Here is a 25,511-nt window from a genome sequence, read left to right on the forward strand (position 1 = left end):
TTGAGGTTTAAGGAATTATCAACGAACTGTCGCCGTAGCTCAAGAAGCGGAAATCATGAGCAAGGGCGTAGTCGTAAATCTTATGCCAGTCACCCTTTACAAAGGCACTCACCAACAGCAGCAGCGTTGACTGCGGCTGGTGGAAATTCGTGACCAGCATCTTCACTATCTTATATTCATAGCCAGGGGCAATGATAATCTGCGTACTGCTGTGCAGCGATGCCAACCCGTTACGGTCGAGCCAGTCGAGCAAAGCCTGGATAGCAGCACGTGGAGAGACATCCATGGCAGCGGAAGCAGATTCTTCACTCTTCACTCTTCCCTCTTCCCTTTCATACGGTTCCCACTGGTTAACGTGCAACTCATCCTCCTGGATATCAGGATTACGAAGCACCTTCAGGCCCATGTAATACAGGCTCTCCAGCGTACGCACGCTCGTGGTACCCACAGCAATCGCCTGACAGTCGTGCTTCAGCAGTTTCTCGAAAGTCTGACGCTTCACGCAGATATACTCCGTGTGCATCTCGTGACCCTCAATCTCCTCACTCTTCACAGGCTTGAAGGTACCGGCACCCACATGCAGCGTCACCTCCTCACGGTCAATGCCGTGGGCGTCAACCGACTGAAGCACAGCATCCGTGAAATGCAGGCCCGCCGTAGGCGCAGCCACACTACCCTTTATCTTCGAGTAAACCGTCTGGTAGGTTGTCTTGTCACTCTCCTGCGTCTCACGATTCAAGTAAGGCGGGATAGGCAGCTCACCCATCGACTCCAGTATCTCCGCAAAAGACACCGTCTGGTTATCCCATTCAAAGTCTATGCGATGACTCGTGCCGTGCATCTCACCGCGCGTAGCCTTGATCGTCAGTTTTGAGTCACCGACCGACAGTTCCCTGGCCAGTGTTCCCTCCTTCCATTTCTTCAGGTTGCCCACCAGACAGTACCAGGCGCAGTGTCCGCGCGTCTGGAACATCTGTTCGTAGTCGGCAGGGAAAGCCGGTTCCAACAAGAACACCTCGATAAGGGCACCCGTCTCCTTACGGAAATGCAGACGCGCCTGAATCACCCTCGTATTGTTGAAAACCATGAGAGCGCCCTCTGGCAGATGACTGGCCAGATTATAGAAGACGTCCTCTCCCACCTCACCGTGCTTATAGAGTAACAGTTTTGAGTGGTCGCGCTCTGCCAATGGGAATTTCGCAATGCGCTCATCAGGCAGAGGATAATTGTAATCGCTTATATGAATATGTTTTGTATCCATTAATTGTATTTAAATATAAAGTGTATAGCACGACTTCAGGATAGCATAGACGATCGTGAGCAGCAGGATGCAAATCACGATGTCCACGTCAGACTTCTGATAGCCTGTCGCCGTATATTGCGTTGAAACATAAAAATCCTGTGTATTAATCTTTTTGTAGATGTGCTGGTGCAGGAACCACATCCCCGTACCGACGACACCGCCCCAGAGCAGTCCGCAGAGGATGTCACCGGGGAAATGGACGCCCAGATACAGACGTGTCCAACAGTTCAGCAGCGACCACAGTATCATCGCCACCGACAACACCTTGCTCCGTACCAGAAGTGTGAAGAAGATAGCAAGACTGAAGGTGTTGGCAGCATGCGACGAGAAGAAGCCATAGCGCCCGCCGCGATAGCCATTGACCACATCCACCAGCATCGCAATCTCCGGGTCACGGGAAGGACGCCAGCGTGCCACCCAGGGTTTCACGAACAGGTCATTGAGGGAACCGGCCAGGAAGACGCATAATCCTGCACAGCCCAGGACAAGCAACACCTTCTGTACGTTGTCGTTGTTCTTGAGCACCAGGTAAAACAGGCCCAGGTAAAGCGGTATCCACGTGGTGGCCGTCGTCAGTGTCTCGACAAGACCATCAAGGAACAACGAATCACTTCCGTTGAACCAGAGCAGCAACTGTTTGTCTAACTGTATCAATTCTTCCATAATCCTCAATCCTCAAATCTCAAACCTCAAATCACCTCAATCTGCGAAGTCTCTACCCATCCCTGCTTTCCGTCGGGCACACGTACCTCGCGCCAACCGTCCATCGTATCGTCGATGACAGTCACCTTCGTGCCCTCGTGGAGGATAAACAGGTCAGTACCGTTCTGTGCAGGCGTACTCTTCACCGTCACTGCCGACTCCATGATGATGGCGCCGTCACGATGGTCAATCATCTGCTTCTGATGCCAGGCAAAGACATTTCCCATGACAAAGCCCACCAGTAGGAGCAGACCGCCGAAGAAGCCGATCTTACGCAGCCATACAGGTGAACAGAACAGATAGACCAGCATCAGGCAAATGGCGCACATCAGGCAGAACACGGCTACATAAGCCCATCCGTCGACGCTCAGCATGTTGACCACCGAGCGATACCAGGTGGTCAGGAAGAACTCCGACTGCGGCACAATCTTGTCCACCGTCTTGCTGCGGGCCAGCTGCAGGTTGAAACGTATATCCTCATCGCCAGGCGAGAGCAGCAATGCGCGTTCATAGTTCAATACCGCACGCGTGATATTCTCCATACGGTAGTACGAGTTACCCAGATTGTAATACAGTTCTGCACTGGGTCCTACCTTCAACAACTGTTCATACTGCTGAATAGCCTGCTGGTAGTTCTCGTTCACATAACTGCTGTCTGCCTCTGCCTTCGACAGTGCGAAAGCCGATGAAGGCATCAGCATCAGGAGCAGCAGGACAGCCGTAGCCACCCCTTTCTTCGGTTTGCGATTCATACCCTCTTCAATTTTCTCGATGGCAGTCATTGCCGTCTGGTACACCTTATTCATATTACCCTTGGGATCACCGGGCGCGTAGCGTTCAAACTCACACTCATCGATAGCACTCAGGAACTGGTTCACGGCATCGCCATCTACCTGACAGGCCGAGAGACGCTCGCTGATATTCTCGCGCGACAACTGTTCTACGGGGATATTCAGTTTATCGCCTACGTAACCCCACAGACCACGCAGCGCTTCATCATAGAACTCGCCAGGCTTGTTGTCCTTCATCAACTTAGCCGCCTTCTTCAGTCGCTTCGTGGCAATCTTGTTGGCCTTCTTTCCACGCACCTTGCCCAGGTCGGCATTCTCGATGGCACGCTTGCGGAATACGAGGAACAGCATCATGAAGAAGCTCAGCAGAATCACAATCGTCCAGAGGTAACGTTCCGAACCGAAGTAATAATCGCCGTCGGCCTTGATGCTTGCTCCGCCCAACTTGATATGACGGATGTCACTGCCCAGCATCTGGATATCCTCCTGATCCGAGAAGGTCTGTACCTGACTCTCGCCACCTTCACCCTTGGCCACATCGAGGTGATACTCCTCAGATGTCAGCGTCTTATACTGCTTGGCCTGCGTGTCGTAATACACAAACTCCACGGGAGGGATGGTGTACTGTCCCTGATGACGCGGCACGGCCAGGAACTCATAGACCATGCTTCCCTCCAGTCCGCTCATCGTCAGGCGCGACTTATCCGTCGTCTTGGCATCATAGGTATCAAAATCCTTCGGGAAATTCACCACCGGCTGCTTCATCAGCTTCAGGTTACCCGTACCACTGATGGTCACCTTCACCGTGAAGGGGTCGTTGGCCTTCAACGACGTCTTGTCAATCTCCGTCTTCATCGTGAACTTACCTACACCGCCCGAGAAATTGGCCGGACGCGTGGGCAGCGGGTCTACTTCAATCTTGACGCCAGGTGCCTGGATCTGCTTCTTCACCTCCACATAGCCAGAGCCACCGTTGAAGAAAGCCTCAAACGGGTCTATGTTGCGGTTCTGCTGCACCACGACGCCATTGAACGTGATAGGTGGCACCTGCAGTTTACCCGACATCTGCGGGAACATCACATACTGGCTCCACGTCACCGTCTTATAGTTGCGCCCGTTAAACTGCTCTATCTTGAAGCTCTTCTCCTGAGGCAGGGGAATCTCCTGCGTGTGGAAGCCCTTCAGGTCGGGCATTTTTCCCTCCAATTGAGTCAGACTGACCAGCGTATACACCTTGTAGGTCAGCAGCACAGGCTCCTGTTCCACCACACGTTTCTTGGATGCACTCACCCTGATAAACAGGTCAGAACCTGATATCCGCGAACCGGCAGCACGTGTCTCAGGCTGCTGACTGCTGCGACCGCCGTTGGCCTGCGCCGTCCCGCTCACCTGAATCTTCAGCGCGTTAGACGAGATCTGCTTGCCCTCGGCCGTAATCGTGGCGGCAGGAATCGTAAACGTACCATTCTTCAGGGCACATAATATATAGGTATAGGTCACCGTCGACGACTGTGACGTGCGTCCGTTCACCATGCTGAAGCTCGACTGCGTGCTGGTGCTCGGACCCATCAGCACCTCGAAAGCCTCCGACGGAATCTGACCGATACGGAATCCCTTCACATCCTGCGTGTTCACCGTGTAGGTCAGTCGGAACTGCTGGTTCACGGCCACCTGCTGCGGCGCATTGGCAGTCAGCGTCTGCGCCGCCAAGGGGAGAAAGGAGAAATGAGAGATGAGAAATATGATTACTCCTGCAATCATATTCTTTCTCATTGTCCCTTGCTCACTTTTCTTCTGAAAACTATGTCTAATCATATCTTTCATCTGTCATCTATCATCTGTCAGTCTACCAGTTCTTCTCGATTCTGCGACGCTGAGGCTGTTGCTGTGCCTCCTTCATACGTTTCTGCGTCTCCTTCTCACGTTGCATAGCCGCGTTCAACAGCTGTTCGGCATTCTCCTTGCTCATCGGCGGTTCCTGCTGCTGTTGCTGCTGGTCCTGCTTCTTCTGCTTCTTCTGCTGTTGCTGTTGCTGCTGCTTATCCTGCTGGTCCTGCTTATCCTGCTTATCCTGCTGCTGGTTGTTGTTGCCGCCGCCCTGATTCTTCAGCTGACGCTGACACAACACCAGGTTATAGCGCGACTCATCATCATTGGGATTGCAGCGCAGCGCGTTCTTGTAGGCCTCAATAGCCTTACCGAAATCCTTCACGCCCTGATAGGCCACGCCCTCATTATGATAAGCCTTCGCCTTACGCAGCGGATTCGTCTCAGCCTGCGCAGCGCGTTCAAACATCATTGCCATCGTGTCGCAACGTTCCTTCTGCACCAGTTTGTAGTCCTGCGGAAACATCGACGTGGCGAGGTTGTACTGCACGCGCGCATCCGTACTGTCGGCACGGTAGGCCTTCAGGTAGTCCACCTGAGCCTCCTGACGCTTGTCGGCCCTGTAGAGCGCGTTACCCTTACGGATCAGTTTGCGGGCCTGACGGTTATCTGCATACGATGAGACAGATAATGCCGTCAGCAGTAGCAATATAATATAATATCCAGAATGTCTCATTATCGCTTAAAGAGTTTTATTTTCTTGAGTATAGGATTCCTGCGATCCAGGATACATATTTCTATGATTAAGAGCAGCAGGGCAAACGCCGCAGCATACTGGAACTGCTCTGCATAGTCGCTGTAGATGGTGGTCTCACCCTTCTCCAGCTTGTCCAGTTCCTCGTCCAGCAGGCGCTGTGCACTACTGTTGTTGTCCACGTGGATATAGGCGCCGCCACCGGCCTGAGCCACCTCACGGCACATGTCCTCGTTGAGGCACGACATCACCGTGTTGCCCTGGTTGTCAATCATATAGTTACCCGTATCAGGGTCGGGCACTGGTGCACCGTTCGTCGAACCGATACCCAGCACATACACGTTGAAGCCCTGCTCGTGGGCTGCCTTAGCAGCCTCCACGGCATTACCCTCATGGTCCTCACCATCCGTTATCACGATGATGGCCTTGCCCACGTGCTCCTGCTGCGTAAAACTATGACTGGCCATCTCTATGGCACCGGCTATATCCGTGCCCTGGTTCACAATCATCGAGGGGTCGATGGTGCTCAGGAACATCTTCGCCGACACATAGTCGCTGGTGATGGGCAACTGCACAAAGGCGTCACCGGCAAAGACAATCAGTCCTATCTTATCGTTGCTGAAACTCTCCACCAGGTTCTCCACCATCATCTTCGCACGGTCCAGACGTGTAGGAGCCACATCCTCGGCACGCATCGAGTTACTGATATCCAGTGCTATCACCGTCTCTATACCCGAGCGTTTCTCCTGACTGATACCGTTGGCCTGTTGCGGACGTGCCAACATCAGGATGACGAGCACCAGTGCCAGTTCCAGCAGACAGAACTTCACCAGCGGACGCCAGCGCGACACGTCGGGCATCAACTGCTTCATCAGTTTCGGGTCGCCAAACTTACGCAGCCTTTTCTTCTGGTTGAAATATGTGACAAAGCGAATCAGGGCCAGCACAGCCACTGCCACCAACAGCCACAGATATTCAGGGTTTTCAAATCTAAACATTACGGTATCCTCCTAAAGATCGTTATTCTGAGAAGTATCTCCAGCAACAGGGCGCCCAGTGCTATCAGGCCATATTTCTGATAGTCCTCATAGCGGCGGCTGTAGCGCTGCACTTCTATCTTGGATTTCTCCAACTTATCGATTTCGTGATAAATCTCACGCAGTTCCTCTGCATTACGGGCACGGTAGAACTTTCCGTTCGTCGTATTGGCAATATCCGTCAGCGTCTTCGTGTCAATCTCCACCGGCACCTGGATATACTGCACGCCGCCACCTACCGACAACGGATAGCGCGCCGTACCGTTCGTACCCACACCGATAGTATAGACGCGTACGCCCAGGCTCTGGGCTATCTCTGCCGACGTCATGGGCGACAGGTCACCACGGTTGTTACTACCGTCGGTGAGCAGGATCACCACCCTACTCTTCGCCTTCGAGTCCTTCAGTCGGCTCACCGCATTGGCCAGACCCATACCGATAGCCGTACCGTCCTCAATCAGTCCGCGGGCGGCAATATCCGTACGCACGTTGTGCAACAGCGACAGCAGTGAGGCGTGGTCAATCGTCATCGGACACTGCGTAAAGGCCTCACCGGCAAAGATGGTCAGTCCGATGTTATCGTTAGGACGACCGGCGATAAACTCTGCCGCCACCGCCTTTGCAGCCTCCATACGGTTGGTAATGTCACGGGCATCATCACGCAGGTCTTCAGCCAACATAGACGTTGACACGTCCATAGCCAGCATGATGTCGATACCCTCTATATTCTCGTTCTGCATGGAGTCGTGCGTCTGAGGACGCGCCAGCACCACCACCAGCATCGTGAAAGCCAGGATGCGCAGGAAGAGCTGTACGGGCATCAGCATCACCTTCCAACTGCGCCCCGTAAAGCGGAAGGCGTAGGTGTCGGCCATCTGTATCGTAGGCTCGCTCTTCTTCCTGAACATCACATACCACACAATGTAGGGTATGATGAGCAGTAGCAGAAACAGATATTCTTTATTTGCAAATTCCATCACTCAACAGTTTTACAATAACTCATAGATGTAGTACGCGATGGCACCGAAGATAACCACACAGCCGGCAGCGATGACGGCAATCGTGGTCTTCAGCACCAGGCGGCGTTTGCGTGTCTCCTGTTCCTCCTGCGTGTATTGCGGTTTCACAGGCTCCTGACTTACAGGCTGTTCTATCTTCGTCTTGTTGATGAAGTCAACGGCGCTCACCAGGTTGGCATCGTTCTCGTTGATCAGCGTAGAGTACTTGGCAAACTTCACCAGGTCGGCCGTGAGGAAGAGCTGGCGCAATTCTGCGAGCGACTCCTGATCAGCATTCTTCATCAGCTGGTCGATAATCTCGCTGCTGGTCATCTCCATCGCGTTGAAGCCATAGCGCTCCTCTATATACTTACGCAGCGTATCGGTGAGTCGTGTGTAGTACTCCTTCGGGTCTTCCGATGCCACCATCTTGTCGGCCTTAATCTCCTCGATGGCCTTCATGGCCTTCTGGTGAGGCAACAGACGTTTCACGATGCGGATATGGGCAATCACGGGCTTGTTGTCGCGCAAGCGGATATACAGGTAGTACAGCACAGCCAGCAGCACCAGCAGCAGCACGCTCAGCCAGAAAGGCAGGGCCCAGTCGTCGAGCTCCCAGTCAAAGGGATTGTCCTGCACGTCCTTCGGACCGAAGTACTGCTCGTAGTTCGTGGTGTCCACATCTACCGTCAGCACCTTTAGGGCCAACTGATTAGCCGCGTAGTCCTTACCGTCAACCTTCACCGTGAAGGGTGGCAGGTAATAGAGCGTGTCCTGGAAAGACGTCAGCACATAATTCCTGCGGTGACGCACCTGTCCGCCATCCACCTTCTCATCGGGCACCTCCACGAAACCCAGCACCTCGATACCTTCCGGCAGCAAGGCCTCCTTCGGGAACACCACACTGGCATTCTCGTCTGTCGTGGCCGACACCGAGAGCTCCACCTGCTGTCCCACCAGCATCTCCACACTGCTCAGACTGGATTCCACCTTGACCTGAGCCAGCGAGGAAAGGGATGAGAGATAAGAGACGAGAAATATGATTAATACTTTTTTCATGTTATCCTCGTTGTTTAAACAGACCCAGCATCGACTTCACGTAGTCATCGTCGGTAGCAATACTGACGCTGTCCACGTTGCACTTTGCAAAAGTCTCCTTCAGTTCTGCCTGACGGTTCAGCCAGTAGCGGTGATACGTGTCGCGCAGTTTCCTGCTGCTCGTATCCACATACTGCTCGTAGCCCGTCTCGGCATCCACCACCTTCATCAGTCCCACGTCAGGCAGTTCGCAGGCGCGCTTGTCGTACACCTGTATAGCCACCACGTCGTGTTTCCTGTTGGCAATCGTCAGTTGCTGCATGAAGTCCTGACGTGCGTAGAAGTCGCTCAGTATGAACGCCGTACATTTGCGCTTGCTCACACTCGTGAGGAACTCCACCGCCTGTGCCAGGTCCGTACGACGGCTCTCTGCGTGGAAGTCCAGCATCTCGCGAATGATGTACAGGATATGCTTGCGACCCTTCTTTGGTGGGATATATTTTTCTATCTTGTCAGAGAAAAAGATAACGCCGATCTTATCATTGTTCTGGATAGCCGAGAAGGCCAGGGTGGCAGCTATCTCGGTCACCACGTCGCGCTTCAGCTGCTTCTGCGTACCGAAGTCCAGCGAGCCACTCACGTCGATGAGCAGCATCACCGTCAGTTCGCGCTCCTCCTCAAACACCTTCACATAGGGTTTGTTGAAGCGGGCCGTCACGTTCCAGTCGATATCGCGCACATCGTCGCCATACTGGTACTCACGAACCTCCGAGAAGGCCATACCACGACCTTTGAAGGCCGAGTGATACTGGCCTGCAAAGATATTGGCACTCAGTCCGCGCGCCTTGATTTCAATCTTTCTTACCTTTTTTAGTATCTCAGATGTCTCCATCATCTATAGCGGTAGCAAATTATTCACTTTTCACTATACCCTTTTACCTTCCTTAGGGCACTTCTACCTTATTAATAATCTTAGACACGATTTCCTCGCTGGTCACGTTAGATGCCTCGGCCTCGTAGGTCAGTCCGATACGGTGGCGCAGCACGTCGTGAGCCACGGCACGCACATCCTCGGGCACCACGTATCCGCGACGCTTGATGAAGGCGTAGGCGCGTGAAGCCTTGGCCAGGTTGATGCTGGCACGGGGCGAACCGCCAAATGAAATCATGTTCTTCATATCCTTCAGACCGTAGCGGTCGGGGTAACGGGTAGCGAATACGATGTCAGCGATATACTGCTCAATCTTCTCGTCGATATATACCTCGCGCACCACCTCACGGGCTTTCAGGATCTCCTCCTTCGTGGTCACGGGAGTCACCTTGGGCAGACTGCCTGCGATGTTCTCACGGATAATCTGCTTCTCCTCTTCCAGCGTGGGATAGCCGATAACCACCTTCAGCATGAAACGGTCCATCTGTGCCTCGGGCAGCGGATAGGTACCCTCCTGCTCAATAGGGTTCTGCGTAGCCATCACCAGGAATGGCGTGGGCAGGTTGAAGGTCTCGCTGCCAATGGTCACCTGTTTCTCCTGCATGGCTTCCAGCAGTGCACTCTGTACCTTGGCAGGAGCACGGTTTATCTCGTCGGCCAGAACGAAGTTGGCAAACACCGGACCCTGCTTCACCAGGAATTTCTCGTCCTTCTGTGAGTAGATCATCGTACCGGTCACGTCGGCAGGCAACAGGTCGGGGGTAAACTGTATTCTACTGTATTTTGCGTCAATCAGTTGCGACAGTGTCTTGATGGCCAGTGTCTTAGCCAGTCCGGGCACACCTTCCAACAGGATATTGCCGTCGCTCAACAGTCCGATGAGCAGGGAGTCAACCAAGTGTTTCTGTCCAACAATCACACGATCCATACCCGTCACCAGGTTGGTGACGAATGAGCTTTGCTGTTCAATCCGCATGTTCAGTTCGCGGATATCAATATTTTCTGCCATAGTTAATTTTTTTTGTTTGTTTTGTTCTGTCTTAAGAATTTCTTTAGTTTCAGTTTTGGAATCTTCACCTCCTGACCCTCTTTCAGGTCGCTGGTGGTCATATTATTATAAACCTCTATATAACATTCCATCCCTTCGCCCAACGTACGTTTAGCTATACGTTTCATGGTGTCACCGGGACGTACCTTCTCCATGCGGTCTGTACCCACGATGCCATAAGCACCTGTACAAACTCTCACGTCCATTGCGTCGTATTTCTTCCACTCGGGTTCTGGCTCTGGCTGCTTCACCTCGGGTTCGGGCTGCTTCACCTCAGGCTCTTTCACCTTTGCCTCGGGTTTCACCTGCATGGTGTCTACCTTGGCGGTATCCTTCACCTCTACTACAGGTGCTTCCTGTACGGCGGCAGTGTCGGCAGAAGCGTCTTCTGCAAAGAGTTCCTGCATATCCATATGACGGCCGTAGAGATAGCCTCCAGCGAAACTGATGACACAGGCGATAATGGCTATCAGCAGCCACAACCACCAGTAGGAAGCCGACTTTTCCTCTGCTTCCTCTGCCACATCCTCTTCTACAGGAGCGGGGGCTGCCTCAGGCTCGGGCTCGGGCATAGGCTCGGGTTCTGGTTCCGGTTCGGGAACTACAACTGGTTCAGGTTCCGGTTCTGGAACAATCGTTGGTTCTGGCTCCGGCTCGGGAACGACTACAGGCTCGGGCTCCGGCTCAGGAACAATCGTTGGCTCTGGCTCCGGCTCGGGAGTCGGTTCTACAACGGGCTCGGGTGTCTCCTCAGCGATAGTGGGCTCTTCCACCTCGGGCTCATCGTCAAACTCTACGCCGTCGTTAAGCACCACGGTCTCAAACTGCGAGAAGGGCTTGTTCACCAGTTCCTTCATCGCCGCATCGGGCGTAAACGTCAGTTTTTGATGACTGTCGATGGTGACGCGTTCGCCCGTGTTCACGTTGACGCTCTCGCGCGCATCCACGTCAATCACCTTAAACGTGCCCAGTCCCTTGATTTTCACCAGTTTATCATTGTTCACACCGTCCTGGATCGTCTCAACGAAATCCGTCAGGAACTGCTGTGCCTCGCGCTTGCTGATACCAGCTTTCTGAGCCAGCATGTCGGCCAGCTCTGCCATGAATACCTTACCCATTACTCGGCTCCTCCTTTCTTGATCTTATCCTTCCAGGTTGGATTAGGCTTGAAGGCCAGCACCAGTTTTGGTGGCACCAGCATACGCTGTCCGGTGGTGGGGTTCACCATCACACGCTCCAGTTTCTTCTTCACTTCGAAATTGCCGAAATTAGCCATCTGTACGCTGTCGCCCTCCTGAAAACAGTCGCTCATCACTGCTATCAGCGACTCCACCATCTTCTGTGTCTCGGAGGTTTTCTTCTCCGTGCGACCAGCCAGTATGCTTATAAATTCCTTGTTGTTCATCCAATTGTCAATTATCAATTAATCACTTCTCCGTAGAGGTCAAACTCCTCAGAGTCGGTTATCTTCACTTGATATATCTTTCCAATCTCCAGTTTCACGTCCTGACGAATCAGCACCTCGGGATCTACCTCGGGCGAACAGAACTCCGTGCGACCAATGTAGTAGTCGCCCTCCGTGCGGTCTATAATCACGGGCAGCGTCTGCCCCACCTTTTCGGCCTCTATCTCCGCACTGATATTCTGCTGCACGCGCATCAACTTATCCAGTCGGCGCTGCTTCACGTCCTCGGGCACGTCATCCTCGTAGTGGTCGGCAGAATACGTACCGTCTTCCTCGGAATAGGCAAAGGCGCCCATACGCTCAAAGCGCGCCCATTTCACGAAGTCCACCAGCTCCTGGAAGTCCTCGTCGGTCTCGCCGGGGAAGCCCACCATCAGCGTAGTGCGGATATGGATGCCGGGCACCTCACGTCGCATCCGCTCGATGAGTGCCATCGTCTCCGCCTTCGTGGTGTTACGGCGCATACGTGTCAACATATGGTCGCTGATATGCTGCAGGGCGATATCCAGGTAGCGGCACACGTTTTTCTTCTCGCGCATCACATCGAGCAGGCGCCAGGGGAAATGTGTGGGATAGGCGTAATGCAGACGAATCCACTCCACGCCCTCGATATCAGCCATCTGTTCTATGAGTTCGGCAATACGCTGTTCGCCATACAGGTCTATGCCGTAGTAGGTCAGTTCCTGTGCGATGACCTGAAACTCCTTCGTACCCTGACTCACCAGCCAGCGCACCTCGTCCAGGATCTCCTCCATGGGGCGGCTCTGGTGTCTGCCCGTAATCAGCGGGATGGCGCAGTACGCACAGTGGCGGTCACAACCCTCACTAATCTTGATATAGGCGTAGTGTGAAGGGGTAGTCAAGACCCTCTCCCAACCTCTCCCTGCAGGGAGAGGAGTAGATAGTTCTTTCTCTTGAGTGAGTCTTTTTAACAACTCCTTATAATTAAACTTCCCATACCATCCGTCCACTTCAGGAATCTCGGCTTCAAGGTCGGCCAAATAGCGCTCTGAGAGACATCCCATCACATATATTTTTTCCACCTCACCAGCATTCTTGCGAGCCACCTGTTCCAAGATGGTATTAATACTTTCCTCCTTGGCGTCAGCAATAAAACCACAGGTATTCACCACAACGACCTCACCTTGCGGGTCGTCGCTGTCGTGGGTCACATGAATACCATTGGCCTCAAACATGCCCATCAGGTTCTCGCTATCCACCAAGTTCTTAGAACATCCTAAAGAAATAAAGTCAACAGTCATAGCACTTACCCTTTATCCCTTAAACAGACTATCTACAAAATCGCGCTTATTAAATAGCTGCAGGTCTTCCATACCCTCGCCCAGTCCGATGTATTTCACAGGCACCTTCAACTGGTCGCTGATACCGATGACCACACCACCCTTGGCCGTACCGTCCAGTTTGGTGATAGCCAGCGACGTGATCTGCGTCACGGCAGCAAACTGCCTTGCCTGTTCAAAGGCATTCTGACCGGTAGAACCGTCGAGCACCAGCATCACTTCATCAGGTGCCTCGGGCAATACCTTCTTCATCACGTCCTTGATTTTCTTCAGCTCGTTCATCAGGCCCACCTTGTTGTGCAGACGACCGGCAGTATCAATAATCACCACGTCGGCATCATTGGCCTTGGCGCTCTGCAAGGTGTCGAAGGCTACGCTGGCGGGGTCGCTACCCATCTGCTGCTTCACCACGGGCACACCTACGCGCTCGCCCCAGATACACAACTGCTCCACGGCAGCAGCACGGAATGTATCGGCGGCACCCAGATACACCTTCTTGCCGGCCTGCTTAAACTGCCAGGCCAACTTACCTATCGTTGTGGTCTTGCCCACGCCGTTCACGCCAACCACCAGGATGACGTAGGGCTTATGGTCTGCAGGCAAGTCCCAGTTATCATTATCATCTGTGTTGTTCTCAGCCAGCAGCGCCGCAATCTCTTCTCGAAGGATTCCATTCAACTCACTGGTTGATACGTACTTATCGCGAGCCACACGCTCCTCGATACGCTCAATAATCTTCAGCGTGGTATCCACGCCCACATCGCTCGTAATCAGCACTTCCTCCAGGTTGTCGAGTACGTCATCATCGACCTTCGACTTACCTGCCACTGCACGAGCCAGCTTGTCAAACACGGAGGTTTTGGTCTTTTCCAATCCCTTGTCCAGTGTCTCTTCCTTCTTTTTCTTACTAAAAAAATCAAACAATCCCATATTCGAATACGTATTACGAACTGCAAAATTACAAAGAAAAATCCAAAACCTTGCAGCGTCGACAAATTTTTCACTTTTACCTCTTCTCTTTTCACTTTATTTAGTACATTTCACGGATTTTACACCAATTCCACCGATGAAATCGGGCATTTTTACATCTTCCCTCTTACATCATCCCTCTTACATCATCCCTCTTACATCTTCCCTCTTACATCTTCCCTCTTACATCTTACATCTTCCCTCTTACATCATCCATCAGCCCTCCTCTACTTCAGCGGCACACCGTGCGTGTTTTTCACCTCCTTCATCACGAACACGCTGTGGAAATAGCCCACGCTGTCGATATTGCCCAACTTGGTGCGCATAAACTCCTGATACGACTCCATGTCGCGCGTCTGTATCTTCAGCGTGAAGTCATATTCACCACTCGTATTGTAACACTCCGTTATCTCCTCAATGCTCTGGATAGCCTCCATGAAATCGTCCATCAGCACCTGCGAGTGATGCTTCAGGCGCATGTGGCAGAGCACGGTGATGCCATTACCCGCCTTTTTCGCATCAAGGATGGCATGATAGCCCTTGATGAAGCCCTCACGCTCCAGTCGCTTCTGACGGTCGAAGGCTGGCGAGGCCGACAGGTGTACCCTGGCAGCCAGTTCCTTGACGGTAAGCGTAGAGTCGTTTTGCAAGATGCGCAATATCTTGCGGTCGGTGTTGTCCAGTTCGTCGTATGTCATAATTTACCGAATAATATTCTGTTATATCATTGATTCACGGTACAAAGATAGAATATTTTACTGAACTTGCCAAATAAATCACAGAATATCATACCTTTTATCTACTTTTGCACCCGGAAATTCATTAATCACATAAACTTAAATAGCAACAATGAGTAAAGTAATCAAAGGTATCCAGGTTCCACAGCGAGCCGATTTCGTAGGCAGTTTCCTTCGTCCCCAGAACCTGTCAGACAGCACACGCAACCAACTGGTACGCGAGTTGACCGATAAGCAGAAGCAGTTGGGCTATCACGTCATCACCGATGGCGAGTTCAACCGCACCTTCTGGCACCTCGACTTCTTCTGGGGCTTTGGCGGCGTGACCCACGAAGAGGGCGGCGACGTGGTGTTTAATGGCGAGACAGCCCGACTGGACCGCGTATTCCTCACAGGCAAGCTCAAGGCACAGCCCCACCCTTTTATCGATGATTTCCGTCGCGTACAGCAGTTTGAGGACGGGCAGACCATCGCCAAACTCACCATCCCCTCGCCTGCGCAGTTTTTCCAGCAGCTCATCATGCCCGCCAACTACGCCGGCACCATCGCCATCTATCCCCACCTGCAGGAACTGATTCGCGATATAGCCCTGGTATATCAGGACTTCATCCGTCAGTTCTACGACGCAGGAGGCCGTTTCCTGCAACTCGACGACTGCACATGGGGTGCCGTCCTGGGCGAGGCCGCCTCACAGCGCTATGCCAGTCTGAGTGCCAACCTTGACGACGTGAAGGATCTGCTGTTGCAGGTCAACAATCAGGCACTCGAAGGGCGTCCTGCCGACCTGCTTGTAGCATCCCACATCTGTCGCGGCAACTACCACTCTACGTGGTTCAACAGCGGTGCCTACGACCCGGTGGCCGACTGGGTGTTTGCACGCGAGAACGTGGATGTGCTCTACCTGGAGTACGACGACGAGCGCTCAGGCGGTTTCGAGCCTTTGGCCAAGGTGAGCCCCAACAAGCACGTGGTACTTGGACTGATCACCACCAAACGCCCCGAACTCGAGGACAAGGCCGCCATCATCGCCCGCATCCGCGAGGCATCCAAGTACATCCCCCTCGACCGTCTGTCGCTCTCGCCCCAATGTGGCTTCGCCTCCTGTGCCATCGGCAACAAGCTCACCGTCGACGAACAATGGGCCAAGCTCCGTCTGGTCAAGGAGATATCCGACGAAGTATGGGGAAGTAACTCATAAGACCAGAAAACAGCAAAAATCCTGATGCATGAGCACCAGGATTTTTGCTGTATCTTACATCATCACATTTTTACGATATCCCATGCCTGTCACGTGACAGATGAGCCTTCCCTCCTGGTTGGTCACGCGCACCTCTACGGCTGGGATTTTGTGGTGGTCACATATACCGACAGCCTCAGCCCGCAGCACATCACCCTCACGAGCACTCGATACAAACATGATGCTGCTATTGATGCCAAACGTCAGCTGTCCGTTGTAGTTCATCCAGGCAGCAATGGCCAAGTCGGCAAGCGTAAACAGCGCCCCCCCCTGACACACATTACCACCATTCAGGTGCATCGCCGTTACCGTCATCTGCGCCACGGCATGCTGCCCGTCCACCTCCGTAATCCTACAACCAGCATTGGCTGCAAACCTATCCGTCCTATTCAATAATTCCTGTATATCCATTGTCGTTTATGTTTTGCGTATATTATAGAGACAGCCCTGCTGCGTTATCAGACATCATCTCTATAGTATCACACACACGCAGGCTCCAATTCGCGATCTGCCACTTTCACAACATCAGCATTAAGAGCAGCAGATATTTTGCAAATAGTAGCCATTGTCAAGTTGTGAGTACCAGAGAGCCATCGGCTCACCTCTGTCTCTGTCTTTCCCATCAGACGGGCAAAGTCCTTCTGCGACATTCCCTTTTCTTCAAGGATGTCGTAGATGCGGTTAGCAATAGCTACAGACAGTTCCATTTGTAGTTTCATCTCTGGAGAGATAGTACTACGAATATCATCCATAATTCTGTTAGTCTTCATAATATTTCTCGCCATCCTCCAACAGCTCTATAAACAGATTCTTTTCCATATTATTTCTAAATCTGCTGCAAAAATAAACATAAAAGTTGATTATTCCAAATATTTTGGCAAGAAAATCACCTTTTATGTTGATTTTCAATTCAAAAGACAATTAAGGAATCCATCACCAGTCATATCCCTCTTACGTCTCCCGCCATCAGCCCTCAGCCTTCAGACCTCTTCCTTCTTACATCATCCCTCAGCCATACTCTAGCCATACTCTAGCCATACTCTAGCCATACTCTAGCCATACTCTAGCCATACTCTAGCCTGCTTCGTGAGTGCTCCACGGAGCAGCCTAGGAGCAGCCTAGGAGCAGAGTGATTGCTGCCTAAGAGCAGGCTAGAAGCTGAATTAGTGCCTTTTCCTAAACTCACTTGACAGTTTTCACCGGGTTAAACTGAATTACTTGTCAACATCGTTTACATCGTACTGAAAACCTTGTCACTCTCTGCAGGCTAGAAGCTGAATTAGTGAACACACAAAAAAGTTGTGACATGAAATTCATTCCATCAGTATCTGATTCGCATAGCCTATACAGAAGAAATACAAGCCAGACAATGTTCATTAGGAACAGATGTAACAGATCCTTTTAGTAAACCACAGACTTATACATCGTAAACCACAGGTTAACATATCGTAAACCATAGGTTAACAACTTAAAAACCATAGAGTAATGAAGCAATGAGAAGCTGAGCAATAGCAAGAAAGCAGGCTAAGAATTTCCAAACTACAGAGTAGCGAAGAAATTCTCTCGAGAATTTTCTTACTATCATGTAGAAGACGGATAAAAAGTCAGTAATATCGTTTTTGTTTCTAGGTTAATCAGCCCTCGAACATCAGCCTTCAGACATCAGACATCTTCCATCGGAGCGAGACACTCACCCGTCCCCTTCTGTACTGCAGTCCCCTGCCAACCTGCGTCTGTCCCCTGATGTCCTGTTCTGAGTTACAATCTAGTTCCTTGTGTGACAAGAAAAAAAACAACCGAAAAGTTGTATAATAAAAAATAATGTTGTATATTTGCACGCAGATTTGATAATAATGCGATGAAGTTTGAGGAACTAATAAACGGTAAACTATGGGCTGTTCGTGATGATAACGAAGATAGTCATGAGCTAGAGATTCTATTCGACCATTGGAATGATGTTGTATGGCTAAGAGATTTTTTTATAAGAAACCAAGAAGATTTAAACGCCTTCTACCACGTCAGTCTTGAAGATGCCATATGGGACACCATAGAAGATAGTGACAAGATTGAAACAATGCTTCTTGAGTTAGCAGAAAATGACAACCTTGACACATTATTCAGGCCTCTAGACAATAATGAAATATCAGAGTCGTTACTACAAAAAGACAAAGCTAGACTCAAAAAGAGACCTCTACATTCATCTTGGCTTCGAATATATGCAATAAGGCTATCTACAGGAGCCTACATTATTACAGGTGGAGCCATAAAATTGACTTTAAAGATGGAAGAACGAGAACACACAAAGCTCGAACTTAGCAAAATAGATAAAGTAAGGAACTTCCTATTAAGTGAACATATTATTGATGACGATAGCTTTATAGATTACATTGCAGAACTTTAATTTGATGATGACTATGGGTACAATTGAAGAAAGACTACGCAAACATGCGCCTGCAACCCCATCACGATGGAGGGAAAAAGCAGTATGGCGTAAGGAAAACAAATCCTGGTTACGCTATTCACAATTGGTGGCTATGCGAATGCTAGACCAAATGGCCAATGAAGGTCTCACGCAAAAAGCCCTTGCCGAACGGCTTGGTTGTAGCCAACAGTATGTCTCAAAGATTCTTAAGGGGCAGGAAAACCTCTCTATTGAGACTATTTGTAAGATTGAAGAAGCTCTCGCACTTGAGCTCTTACCCAAGGAGCTTGAAGTAGTATAGCATTTACATAATAGGTGACTGATTCATTTAGTCACCTATTATGTTTTACTTTATAAAAGAATCCATCACCAGTCATATTGATTTTCAGCCCTCAGACATCAGCCATCGGCCATCTTACTTCAGCCCTCAGACATCAGCCATCGGCCATCTTACTTCAGCCTTCAGACATCAGCCGAGACGCTCACCCGTCCCCTTTGGACTTATGAGTAAATGGTACACCTCTAGGTGTATTAGGAATACCAAAGATTGCCAGGGGACTGGTACTGCCATCTTTGTATGCAAAAAAGGAAATAATTTGCTTTTTCAATTATTTCTTTAGGAGTAGTTTTTATGGATGTGCCAGGCACCAGGTACCTGGCACATCACAAATCTACCCAAACAGCGTCTTTACATAATCCTCATCGTAATCAAACAGAACATGGTTCTCTAAGAACTTGGGGCGCTCTCCCAAAAGATGAACATCATTATAAGGCGTATTTGATATGATATAGCTGTCGAGTGAAATATCAGGGTCGTTCAGCGTTGGCTCAACTTCTTCCTTCAGTGTCTTGAAAAGTTGAATCTTTGGATGGTCCAAACTCAGCAAGTTGCGGATGCCCTTTGGGTCGATAAATACAACCCTTTGTTTCTGTCCCTCATTTACCCATAGGATAAAGTCTGGATAGAAACCGCTGGCCTCGAAGAAACCAATACCTTTACGACTCTCGTTTCGCAGCAGATAGATTTCCTTGCCTTTCAGCAAATCGTCCTTATGCTTTTCGTAATAATCACGGAGATATTTAACAAATCCTTTCTCGCCAGAATTAAGCGCTACAGGCGATATCTTCACCAATGGTTCGTTTGTATCAGGATCAACCATTACCTTTCTACCACTTGCATCTTTTTCGTTTAAACACAAGATGGGATAAAAAAGATGCTGGTCAAATCGCATTGCCAACCATTGACCATTTATCTGATAATCGCGCTCCAGGTTGCCCGAGATAATCTGCTCGCGCAGTTCCATCAGCTTGTCAATCCATTCCTGTTGGTCGTTACGAACCTCCACAGTATATTCATCAAAAAAGTTGGGGTCGTTTTGGTCGATATATACAGTCTCCATATATTTCGACTCCCATTTACCTTTACTCCGCTTATAGGCTCTTTCGATATAGCCACGCAGTAGCGCAATAGTGATTTCTTCCCAACGTGCCACATCACGACCAAAGTCATGGAATTCCAGATCTGCCTCCTGTATGGTCAGTTCATACCAATCTGGATTTAGCATCAAATTATGCAACACCTCTACACTAATCTCCATATTATGCCAGCTGCGCTCGTTCTTCATCTGCTCGATGGCAAAGAAGATACGGTTCCAATTCAGCAAATTCAGATGCTTTGGATACAACTTTCTCTCAGTCATTTCTGCTGCGGTATCCACTCCAGCCCTCTGACTCCAGATAGCATCTACCTTAGGCGTCCAGTCCACCTTTACCTTCATGCCTTTCATCATGTCCTCAGGCCTAACTACAACACTCTTCTTGAAGTCATAGCCTTTCTTTAGGCGAACAATCTTCAGGCGCTTTTCACCCAGCAAATTGACTGTTGGAATGGCAATAGGAGTATAAGTATACTCATTGTGTGGCAGACCTTCATCTTCCAGATACTTGCGGAAGGTATCCATATAGTCGGCTCTCACGCCAAAGATGTTCAGCGTCTCAATCTCGCGCAGCCCTTTTGGTATTGGACCAGGATTATAGCTACTATCCAATGCACTGCTTCGCTTCAATGAATACTTGAAACCCTTCAGACGTACACCACGGCCAAACAATTGGATAATCTCAGAACCTTCACTGCGACCTACGTTCATGAGTCCCATAGCAGATACACGCCAGCTACTCCAACCTTCGCTGAACTTCTTCGAACCAATCAGGATATTGATAGTTGAATCTTCGTTATTAATCTTAGTAAAGAGTGACGAAGTACCAAATTCACGTGTTTCACAATCAAGTCCTCTTGCTTCGCATAATTTAATCAGCGAATCACTATCACCAACATTGATCACACCAAAATAGTCAGCATTGCCAACACGCAAACCAATCTCCTTATCGCCACCTTTCTGTTTATCTACATGCAAATGAGCATTGGTTGTGGTGGTGTGAAACAACTTCTCTAACACCTTCTTATATACTTGCTGAGCAAAAGCATCTTCTTCACCCAGTTTCAAGCCTTCTTTCGTCAGCATAAAACTATTAGCAAAAAGCGAATAGCCTCGAGGATTCTTGATACCATCATCTGGGTTCAACAAACGCTTGATATAGCCAGTAAATTCCTGTGGCTTATCGACAAAGGCCTGCAGGAACAGTAATATCTGAACTACATCACTAACATCCTGCCCTCTAACCTTTCTGACTGCATTAACAGAACCTCCGACGAAAATACCTAATGGACGAGCTATTAAGAAGGTATTTTTTACTTTTGGAGAGCTTTCATATACCAGCGTCTGCTCATAAAGGCACAACAGGTAGGCCGTCAAGTACATATTCAGCAATTCTTCATCGTCCCACGAAGCCATGTTCATGATGCGATAGTCCTTACCATAGCCATCATTATAGAAATAGCGGTAGCTGTAATCAAACAGTGTGGCCTTGCCATATTCCTTCAGCAGCGCATCCCTGCTGGCTCCTGACTGAGCAGCAATAGCTTGTCCGAAAGTGGCTGAATATTCAAAAGAGAAGCCTTCCTGAGTCAGCGTATTGCGATAGCCTTTCCAAACTTCTCCTCCACTTCCTTTATGTCCTTCATCCACCAACACGAGGTTGTTGCCTTCGAAACTCTCCACAGCAACAGTTTTGTCTCCATCTGTATCGGCCAGTTTGTTGATGTCAATCACTTCAATGGTCTTACCTGTAAACATGCCTCCTCTACCTTGTTTGGAAAAGAGTTCTGCACTGAAGTTTGAGAGATAAAGCTCTTGTAAATGCTGACTTGATAGTCCTTCGTTAGGTGTCAATATCAGAATGCGATTAAGTGGCTTAGCATGATATTTCTCTGCATAGTGTAGATACTGCTTGATATTGATGTGCATCATGAGCGTCTTTCCAGAGCCTGTGGCACACCAATAGGCCAGCTTATTCATGTCGTCTTCATTGAAGTCATCCATTCCGTGCCAGGTTTCTGCACGAAATTTGAAATCATCATTCAGGAAGGTGTTAATGTCCTGGCGCAATTGCTCTTGGCTTGCAAAGAAACGATCTAAATAAACCTCAGTAAACAGCAGTGACAGATACTGATAATACTTCCACTGTATCTTTTCTGGTCTGCGTTCGTTTATTTCGTTGGTATGTCTCACGATGTTTTGGTCATACTCAAACAATTTCTCCTGTGGTATATGCAAGTCGTACTGATGTTGTTTCAGCGCATAGTAAAAGCGTGAAACGCCTTCATCGTCCGCACCTTCCAGTGCAGGGTCTTTCAGGTCACGGCTCAATGCCTCCAGGTCTTTGCAGCCCAAGAGACTCAGAATATATTTGTGAAGCACCAATGCCTCTTGCAATCGTGCTGGCTGAGTATTTTGTCTTCTTCCTCTTGGCATAGCTTAATTCTCCTCAAACATACGTTTTGCGAATTCCTCTTCTGTAAGCACTACCTTCCAGTGGTCTTCATCGCGTTTCAGGTTTGGCAGGGTGTTATCACCATTCACATAGATGAGGTCGAACTCTGTGTCGCGTGTACGGAAGTCCATCTTGTCGAAGAACATACAGAGCTGGTCATTGTTCACCACCTTACAGTTACGCCAAATAACCAGTGTCTTCAACCCTTCACGATGTGTCTTACCCTGCACCACGCAGATATTATCATCCTGAAACCAGTCTTCAGTCTCTACGTTCAGACCTATCAGGTAGTTGAAGGTTTCCACCATATCCACCTTCGTTTCCACCAGTTCATTATCCTTGGTGGTCTTCAGCGTCATCTCGAAAGGATTCTCAAACCACTTCAGATTCAGCAGTGAGTCGCGTGTCTCTGTATCGAGCATATAGCTGAGCATATAACTTTCTTGGAACTCTTCGTTTGTCCAGTCTGTCTGTTGTTCCTTGATTTCAAGATTGTTCAGTGTATCCTCGTATTGCTCCAAGCGGATGTATTTGAAGCATTGAGAAATGCCATTGCGAGAAACGGGTCTTTCGTCCTTCCAACTATCAGAATAGATAACTTTTTCTATCCTTGGTTTTGTTGTATTGTCAAAGATATCCCCAACTTGTGACAAAAGGTATTTTCTTTTTCCATTATCTTTATTCATTTCTATTACAGCATGCCCCGTTGATCCTGATCCAGCGAAGAAATCGGCAATTACGAAATCCTTTCCTTTCTTCACGTTTTGTAGAGAAAGAACGTGGTTCAAAAAAGCAACGGGTTTCTTTCCATTACGGAATGAAATACCGCCTTCATCTGTAGCATCATTAAATGCTTTCTCAAAGTCGACGTAATTGGGATATGGAATTTCAATGACATCTTTTCTGTTTAGAGGCGCGCCTTGGTAATAATCCCCGTTTTTCCTTCCGCTTTCAACAGAAGGTGTCCAAAAGAATCTATACCCAAACTTATCATCTCCCATATTAGGAACCTTGAAAATATATCCGCTATGTGTGGAAGCTAAATTTTCTAGATACGCAACATAGAAACGCCCACTAGAGTTTCCTTCTCGAATAGAACCTCTAACGCTGATAGGCTTCAAATAATCAAAACTAGAATCTTTATGTTTAATTATCTTGTAATGACCAGGAGCGTATGCTTCAACTTCCTTGTTTCCCAAGTCTAATAATTCATCAGGTCTTTCATCAAGCTCAATTGTATAAAGATAATCTGCATCTGAGGAGTTGTCTTTCTGACGTTTCAATGGTTTAAAGTTTTCACCATAGGCATACATTAATAACGACTCATAGACTTCATGGAAGTCTTTATCACCTTTTAGGATTCTGTCTTCATGTCGAACTTTTACGCTAAATGTTGTCAAATACTTTGCAAACATATTATCTAAGAGACACTTAGAATTGAATAGTTCATTTTCGTTTATGCTGATAGCAATACTGCTGTCACTAGTCATAAGTTTTTTTGCTATACTAAGTCTATTTTCCATCATAGATAGCCACGAAGAATCTTTGTAGAGATCCTTGTAAACAAATCCATCGCTACCAGTATTGTAAGGTGGATCAATATAGATTGCATTAACGGAATCATTATATTTGTTGACAAGAAGTGCTAATGCATGGAAATTATCAGACTTCACCAGCAAACCATTCGTCTGCTCATCAATATTCTCCATGCTCTTTACCAACTGATGCTTAAACTTGGCATCGAAGAAAGCCGTATCAAGTACAAGGAATTGGTTCTGTTTCAAGAACTCAACGGTAAGTGGTTCGCTGTAGGCCTCAGTCATCATGTCGCCCTTAATATCGTCAATGGCAAACAATCGCACCCATTCCTTACGTTGAGCATCATTAGCAATAATCTCAGGATAAAGTTTTTCTGGCACACGGTCAAGCGTGATGCAATAATCGCTCTGCACTACAAACTTCTTTTTCAGCCACAATTTCTTCTGGAAGTTCTCTAACTGTGCTAACATCTGAATAATCTTCTGGCCAACCTGCTTGATGGCCTTTACGATAGACAGCTGATTATTGATGTGCTGAGGATCAAGGTCATCGATAAGCAGCACCTCGTTCTTGATGTAGAAATCCAGCTCACGACTCAGGAAACCACCAAGGTCTTTATGAATAAAGTAGTCGAAAGAATTCTTGGCCGTATAATCCGTCAAGTGCTTCTCCAACAAAGTACGATTGGGATTGTCCTTAGTGGGAGCTTTAGCAGTAAGCACTTCTTCAAAGTCAGCAGGCACCAAAGGTGTTATTGTCTCCAACGCAGCAGCCAACAAATCTTTCTGCTTCGTGGCCTTAGGCATCAACTCGTAAGTGAAGTAGATATTCAAATCGCCCTCTGGTGTCACTTCAATCACTTGGTCACCTTCATTTTCAGGTTCCCAGAGTGCAAAGCGACGCTCCATGTTGTTGGCTGCACGGTTGTTGTTCTGCTCTGTGCTGGCATCTTTCAACACAAAGTGGACTTTCTTGCGTGATGTAGGCAATACAAACGTATAATTGCGGAAATACTCTGAGGTTTTAATGTAATATTGGTCGCTATTAGCCCAGTGCAATTTCACCTCCTCACCATTATAAGGAATGGCGTAGGTGTTATCCTTATAACGGCGTTTCGACAGAAAGTCGCCACCATCGTAATAGCGAGAGAAGAAGGTCACTAAGTGAGAGAACACCTCACTCTCCATATCAGCAGCATTGCCACCCTGTGCCAGTTGTGCTTTTAGTTTCTTGTACTCAGCTACGTTAGGATTCGAGTCTGGCAGCGTTTCTATATCCATACCTGCAAACATCTGCTCTATCTCAGCCATACGCTGCTTGGTCTGTTGTGTATTGCCACCATCGCCTTGCAGGGCTGTCTTTACCTGCGGGAGCAAATCCACTTGCAGAAAGTGCTGTATCTCGTCACGTTTCTGGTTCATGATACGATAGATGCCGAAATCCAATTCGGCATGATCCATCATGAAGATTTCTTGTAGTTTAGCGACAAATTTGTCGTAGTAATTCATTGCCATATTTTGT

Annotated in this window: 21 protein-coding genes; 3 read left to right on the forward strand and 18 right to left on the reverse strand. The window is 49.0% G+C overall.

Annotated elements, in window-relative coordinates; genetic code table 11:
- Positions 1–7: 7 nt before the first annotated feature.
- The 14 genes from L6466_RS07510 to L6466_RS07575 form a co-directional block, all read right to left on the reverse strand.
- Positions 8–1,261, reverse strand: coding sequence for an S-adenosylmethionine:tRNA ribosyltransferase-isomerase (locus L6466_RS07510; RefSeq protein WP_091854671.1), 1,254 nt, complete (start codon positions 1,259–1,261; stop codon positions 8–10).
- Between the two features lie 9 nt (positions 1,262–1,270).
- Positions 1,271–1,966 carry a phosphatase PAP2 family protein gene (locus L6466_RS07515; protein ID WP_091854669.1) on the reverse strand — a complete coding sequence of 232 codons (696 nt, stop codon included), beginning with the start codon at positions 1,964–1,966 and terminating at the stop codon, positions 1,271–1,273.
- Positions 1,967–1,992: 26 nt separating this feature from the next.
- Positions 1,993–4,557: a BatD family protein gene (locus L6466_RS07520; RefSeq protein WP_237803301.1), complete on the reverse strand. Its 2,565-nt coding sequence runs from the start codon at positions 4,555–4,557 to the stop codon at positions 1,993–1,995.
- An 85-nt stretch (positions 4,558–4,642) separates the two neighbouring features.
- On the reverse strand, positions 4,643–5,359 hold the full coding sequence (locus L6466_RS07525) for a tetratricopeptide repeat protein (RefSeq protein WP_091818563.1): 717 nt from the start codon (positions 5,357–5,359) through the stop codon (positions 4,643–4,645).
- On the reverse strand, positions 5,359–6,375 hold the full coding sequence (locus L6466_RS07530; protein ID WP_237796603.1) for a vWA domain-containing protein: 1,017 nt from the start codon (positions 6,373–6,375) through the stop codon (positions 5,359–5,361). Before L6466_RS07530 ends, L6466_RS07525 begins: the two co-directional genes overlap by 1 nt.
- Complete coding sequence (locus L6466_RS07535) at positions 6,375–7,391, reverse strand: vWA domain-containing protein (RefSeq protein ID WP_091854667.1); 1,017 nt, start codon at positions 7,389–7,391, stop codon at positions 6,375–6,377. The genes L6466_RS07530 and L6466_RS07535 overlap by 1 nt, the downstream gene beginning before the upstream one ends.
- A gap of 12 nt (positions 7,392–7,403) precedes the next feature.
- Positions 7,404–8,471, reverse strand: coding sequence for a BatD family protein (locus L6466_RS07540; RefSeq protein WP_237803300.1), 1,068 nt, complete (start codon positions 8,469–8,471; stop codon positions 7,404–7,406).
- A 1-nt stretch (position 8,472) separates the two neighbouring features.
- Positions 8,473–9,342 carry a DUF58 domain-containing protein gene (locus tag L6466_RS07545; protein ID WP_237803555.1) on the reverse strand — a complete coding sequence of 290 codons (870 nt, stop codon included), beginning with the start codon at positions 9,340–9,342 and terminating at the stop codon, positions 8,473–8,475.
- Between the two features lie 52 nt (positions 9,343–9,394).
- The gene (locus L6466_RS07550; RefSeq protein WP_091818567.1) at positions 9,395–10,390 is read right to left on the reverse strand and encodes an AAA family ATPase; all 996 of its coding nucleotides are present in this window, start codon (positions 10,388–10,390) and stop codon (positions 9,395–9,397) included.
- Between the two features lie 2 nt (positions 10,391–10,392).
- Positions 10,393–11,547 carry an HU family DNA-binding protein gene (locus tag L6466_RS07555; protein ID WP_237803299.1) on the reverse strand — a complete coding sequence of 385 codons (1,155 nt, stop codon included), beginning with the start codon at positions 11,545–11,547 and terminating at the stop codon, positions 10,393–10,395.
- Complete coding sequence (locus L6466_RS07560) at positions 11,547–11,834, reverse strand: HU family DNA-binding protein (RefSeq protein WP_091854661.1); 288 nt, start codon at positions 11,832–11,834, stop codon at positions 11,547–11,549. Before L6466_RS07560 ends, L6466_RS07555 begins: the two co-directional genes overlap by 1 nt.
- Before the next feature lie 14 nt (positions 11,835–11,848).
- Entirely contained in the window at positions 11,849–13,156 is a 1,308-nt protein-coding gene (gene rimO / locus L6466_RS07565; protein ID WP_091818570.1) for a 30S ribosomal protein S12 methylthiotransferase RimO, read from the reverse strand.
- 12 nt (positions 13,157–13,168) lie between these two features.
- Positions 13,169–14,125: a signal recognition particle-docking protein FtsY gene (gene ftsY, locus L6466_RS07570; RefSeq protein ID WP_091818571.1), complete on the reverse strand. Its 957-nt coding sequence runs from the start codon at positions 14,123–14,125 to the stop codon at positions 13,169–13,171.
- Positions 14,126–14,391: 266 nt separating this feature from the next.
- Positions 14,392–14,862 carry an Lrp/AsnC family transcriptional regulator gene (locus tag L6466_RS07575; RefSeq protein WP_091818572.1) on the reverse strand — a complete coding sequence of 157 codons (471 nt, stop codon included), beginning with the start codon at positions 14,860–14,862 and terminating at the stop codon, positions 14,392–14,394.
- 151 nt (positions 14,863–15,013) lie between these two features.
- Between L6466_RS07575 and L6466_RS07580 the strand changes: the two genes are divergently transcribed.
- Positions 15,014–16,099 (forward strand): 5-methyltetrahydropteroyltriglutamate--homocysteine S-methyltransferase, encoded by a 1,086-nt coding sequence (locus tag L6466_RS07580; RefSeq protein WP_237803298.1) that lies wholly within the window; start codon positions 15,014–15,016, stop codon positions 16,097–16,099.
- Between the two features lie 54 nt (positions 16,100–16,153).
- Here L6466_RS07580 and L6466_RS07585 read toward each other — a convergent pair whose 3' ends face one another.
- Positions 16,154–16,549, reverse strand: a complete 396-nt coding sequence (locus L6466_RS07585; RefSeq protein ID WP_091818579.1) for a PaaI family thioesterase — start codon at positions 16,547–16,549, stop codon at positions 16,154–16,156.
- 68 nt (positions 16,550–16,617) lie between these two features.
- Positions 16,618–16,908 (reverse strand): helix-turn-helix domain-containing protein, encoded by a 291-nt coding sequence (locus tag L6466_RS07590; RefSeq protein ID WP_091818604.1) that lies wholly within the window; start codon positions 16,906–16,908, stop codon positions 16,618–16,620.
- 1,088 nt (positions 16,909–17,996) lie between these two features.
- Here L6466_RS07590 and L6466_RS07595 point away from each other — a divergent pair.
- On the forward strand, positions 17,997–18,539 hold the full coding sequence (locus tag L6466_RS07595; RefSeq protein ID WP_237803297.1) for a hypothetical protein: 543 nt from the start codon (positions 17,997–17,999) through the stop codon (positions 18,537–18,539).
- Positions 18,540–18,552: 13 nt separating this feature from the next.
- The gene (locus L6466_RS07600) at positions 18,553–18,861 is read left to right on the forward strand and encodes a helix-turn-helix domain-containing protein (protein ID WP_091819317.1); all 309 of its coding nucleotides are present in this window, start codon (positions 18,553–18,555) and stop codon (positions 18,859–18,861) included.
- Positions 18,862–19,231: 370 nt separating this feature from the next.
- Here L6466_RS07600 and L6466_RS07605 read toward each other — a convergent pair whose 3' ends face one another.
- Together L6466_RS07605 and L6466_RS07610 are read right to left on the reverse strand one after the other, a co-directional pair.
- Entirely contained in the window at positions 19,232–22,432 is a 3,201-nt protein-coding gene (locus L6466_RS07605; RefSeq protein WP_237803296.1) for a DEAD/DEAH box helicase family protein, read from the reverse strand.
- A gap of 3 nt (positions 22,433–22,435) precedes the next feature.
- Positions 22,436–25,504 carry a DNA methyltransferase gene (locus L6466_RS07610; RefSeq protein ID WP_237803295.1) on the reverse strand — a complete coding sequence of 1,023 codons (3,069 nt, stop codon included), beginning with the start codon at positions 25,502–25,504 and terminating at the stop codon, positions 22,436–22,438.
- Positions 25,505–25,511 lie beyond the last annotated feature (7 nt).

Source organism: Prevotella communis (assembly GCF_022024175.1).
Lineage (GTDB): Bacteria > Bacteroidota > Bacteroidia > Bacteroidales > Bacteroidaceae > Prevotella > Prevotella communis.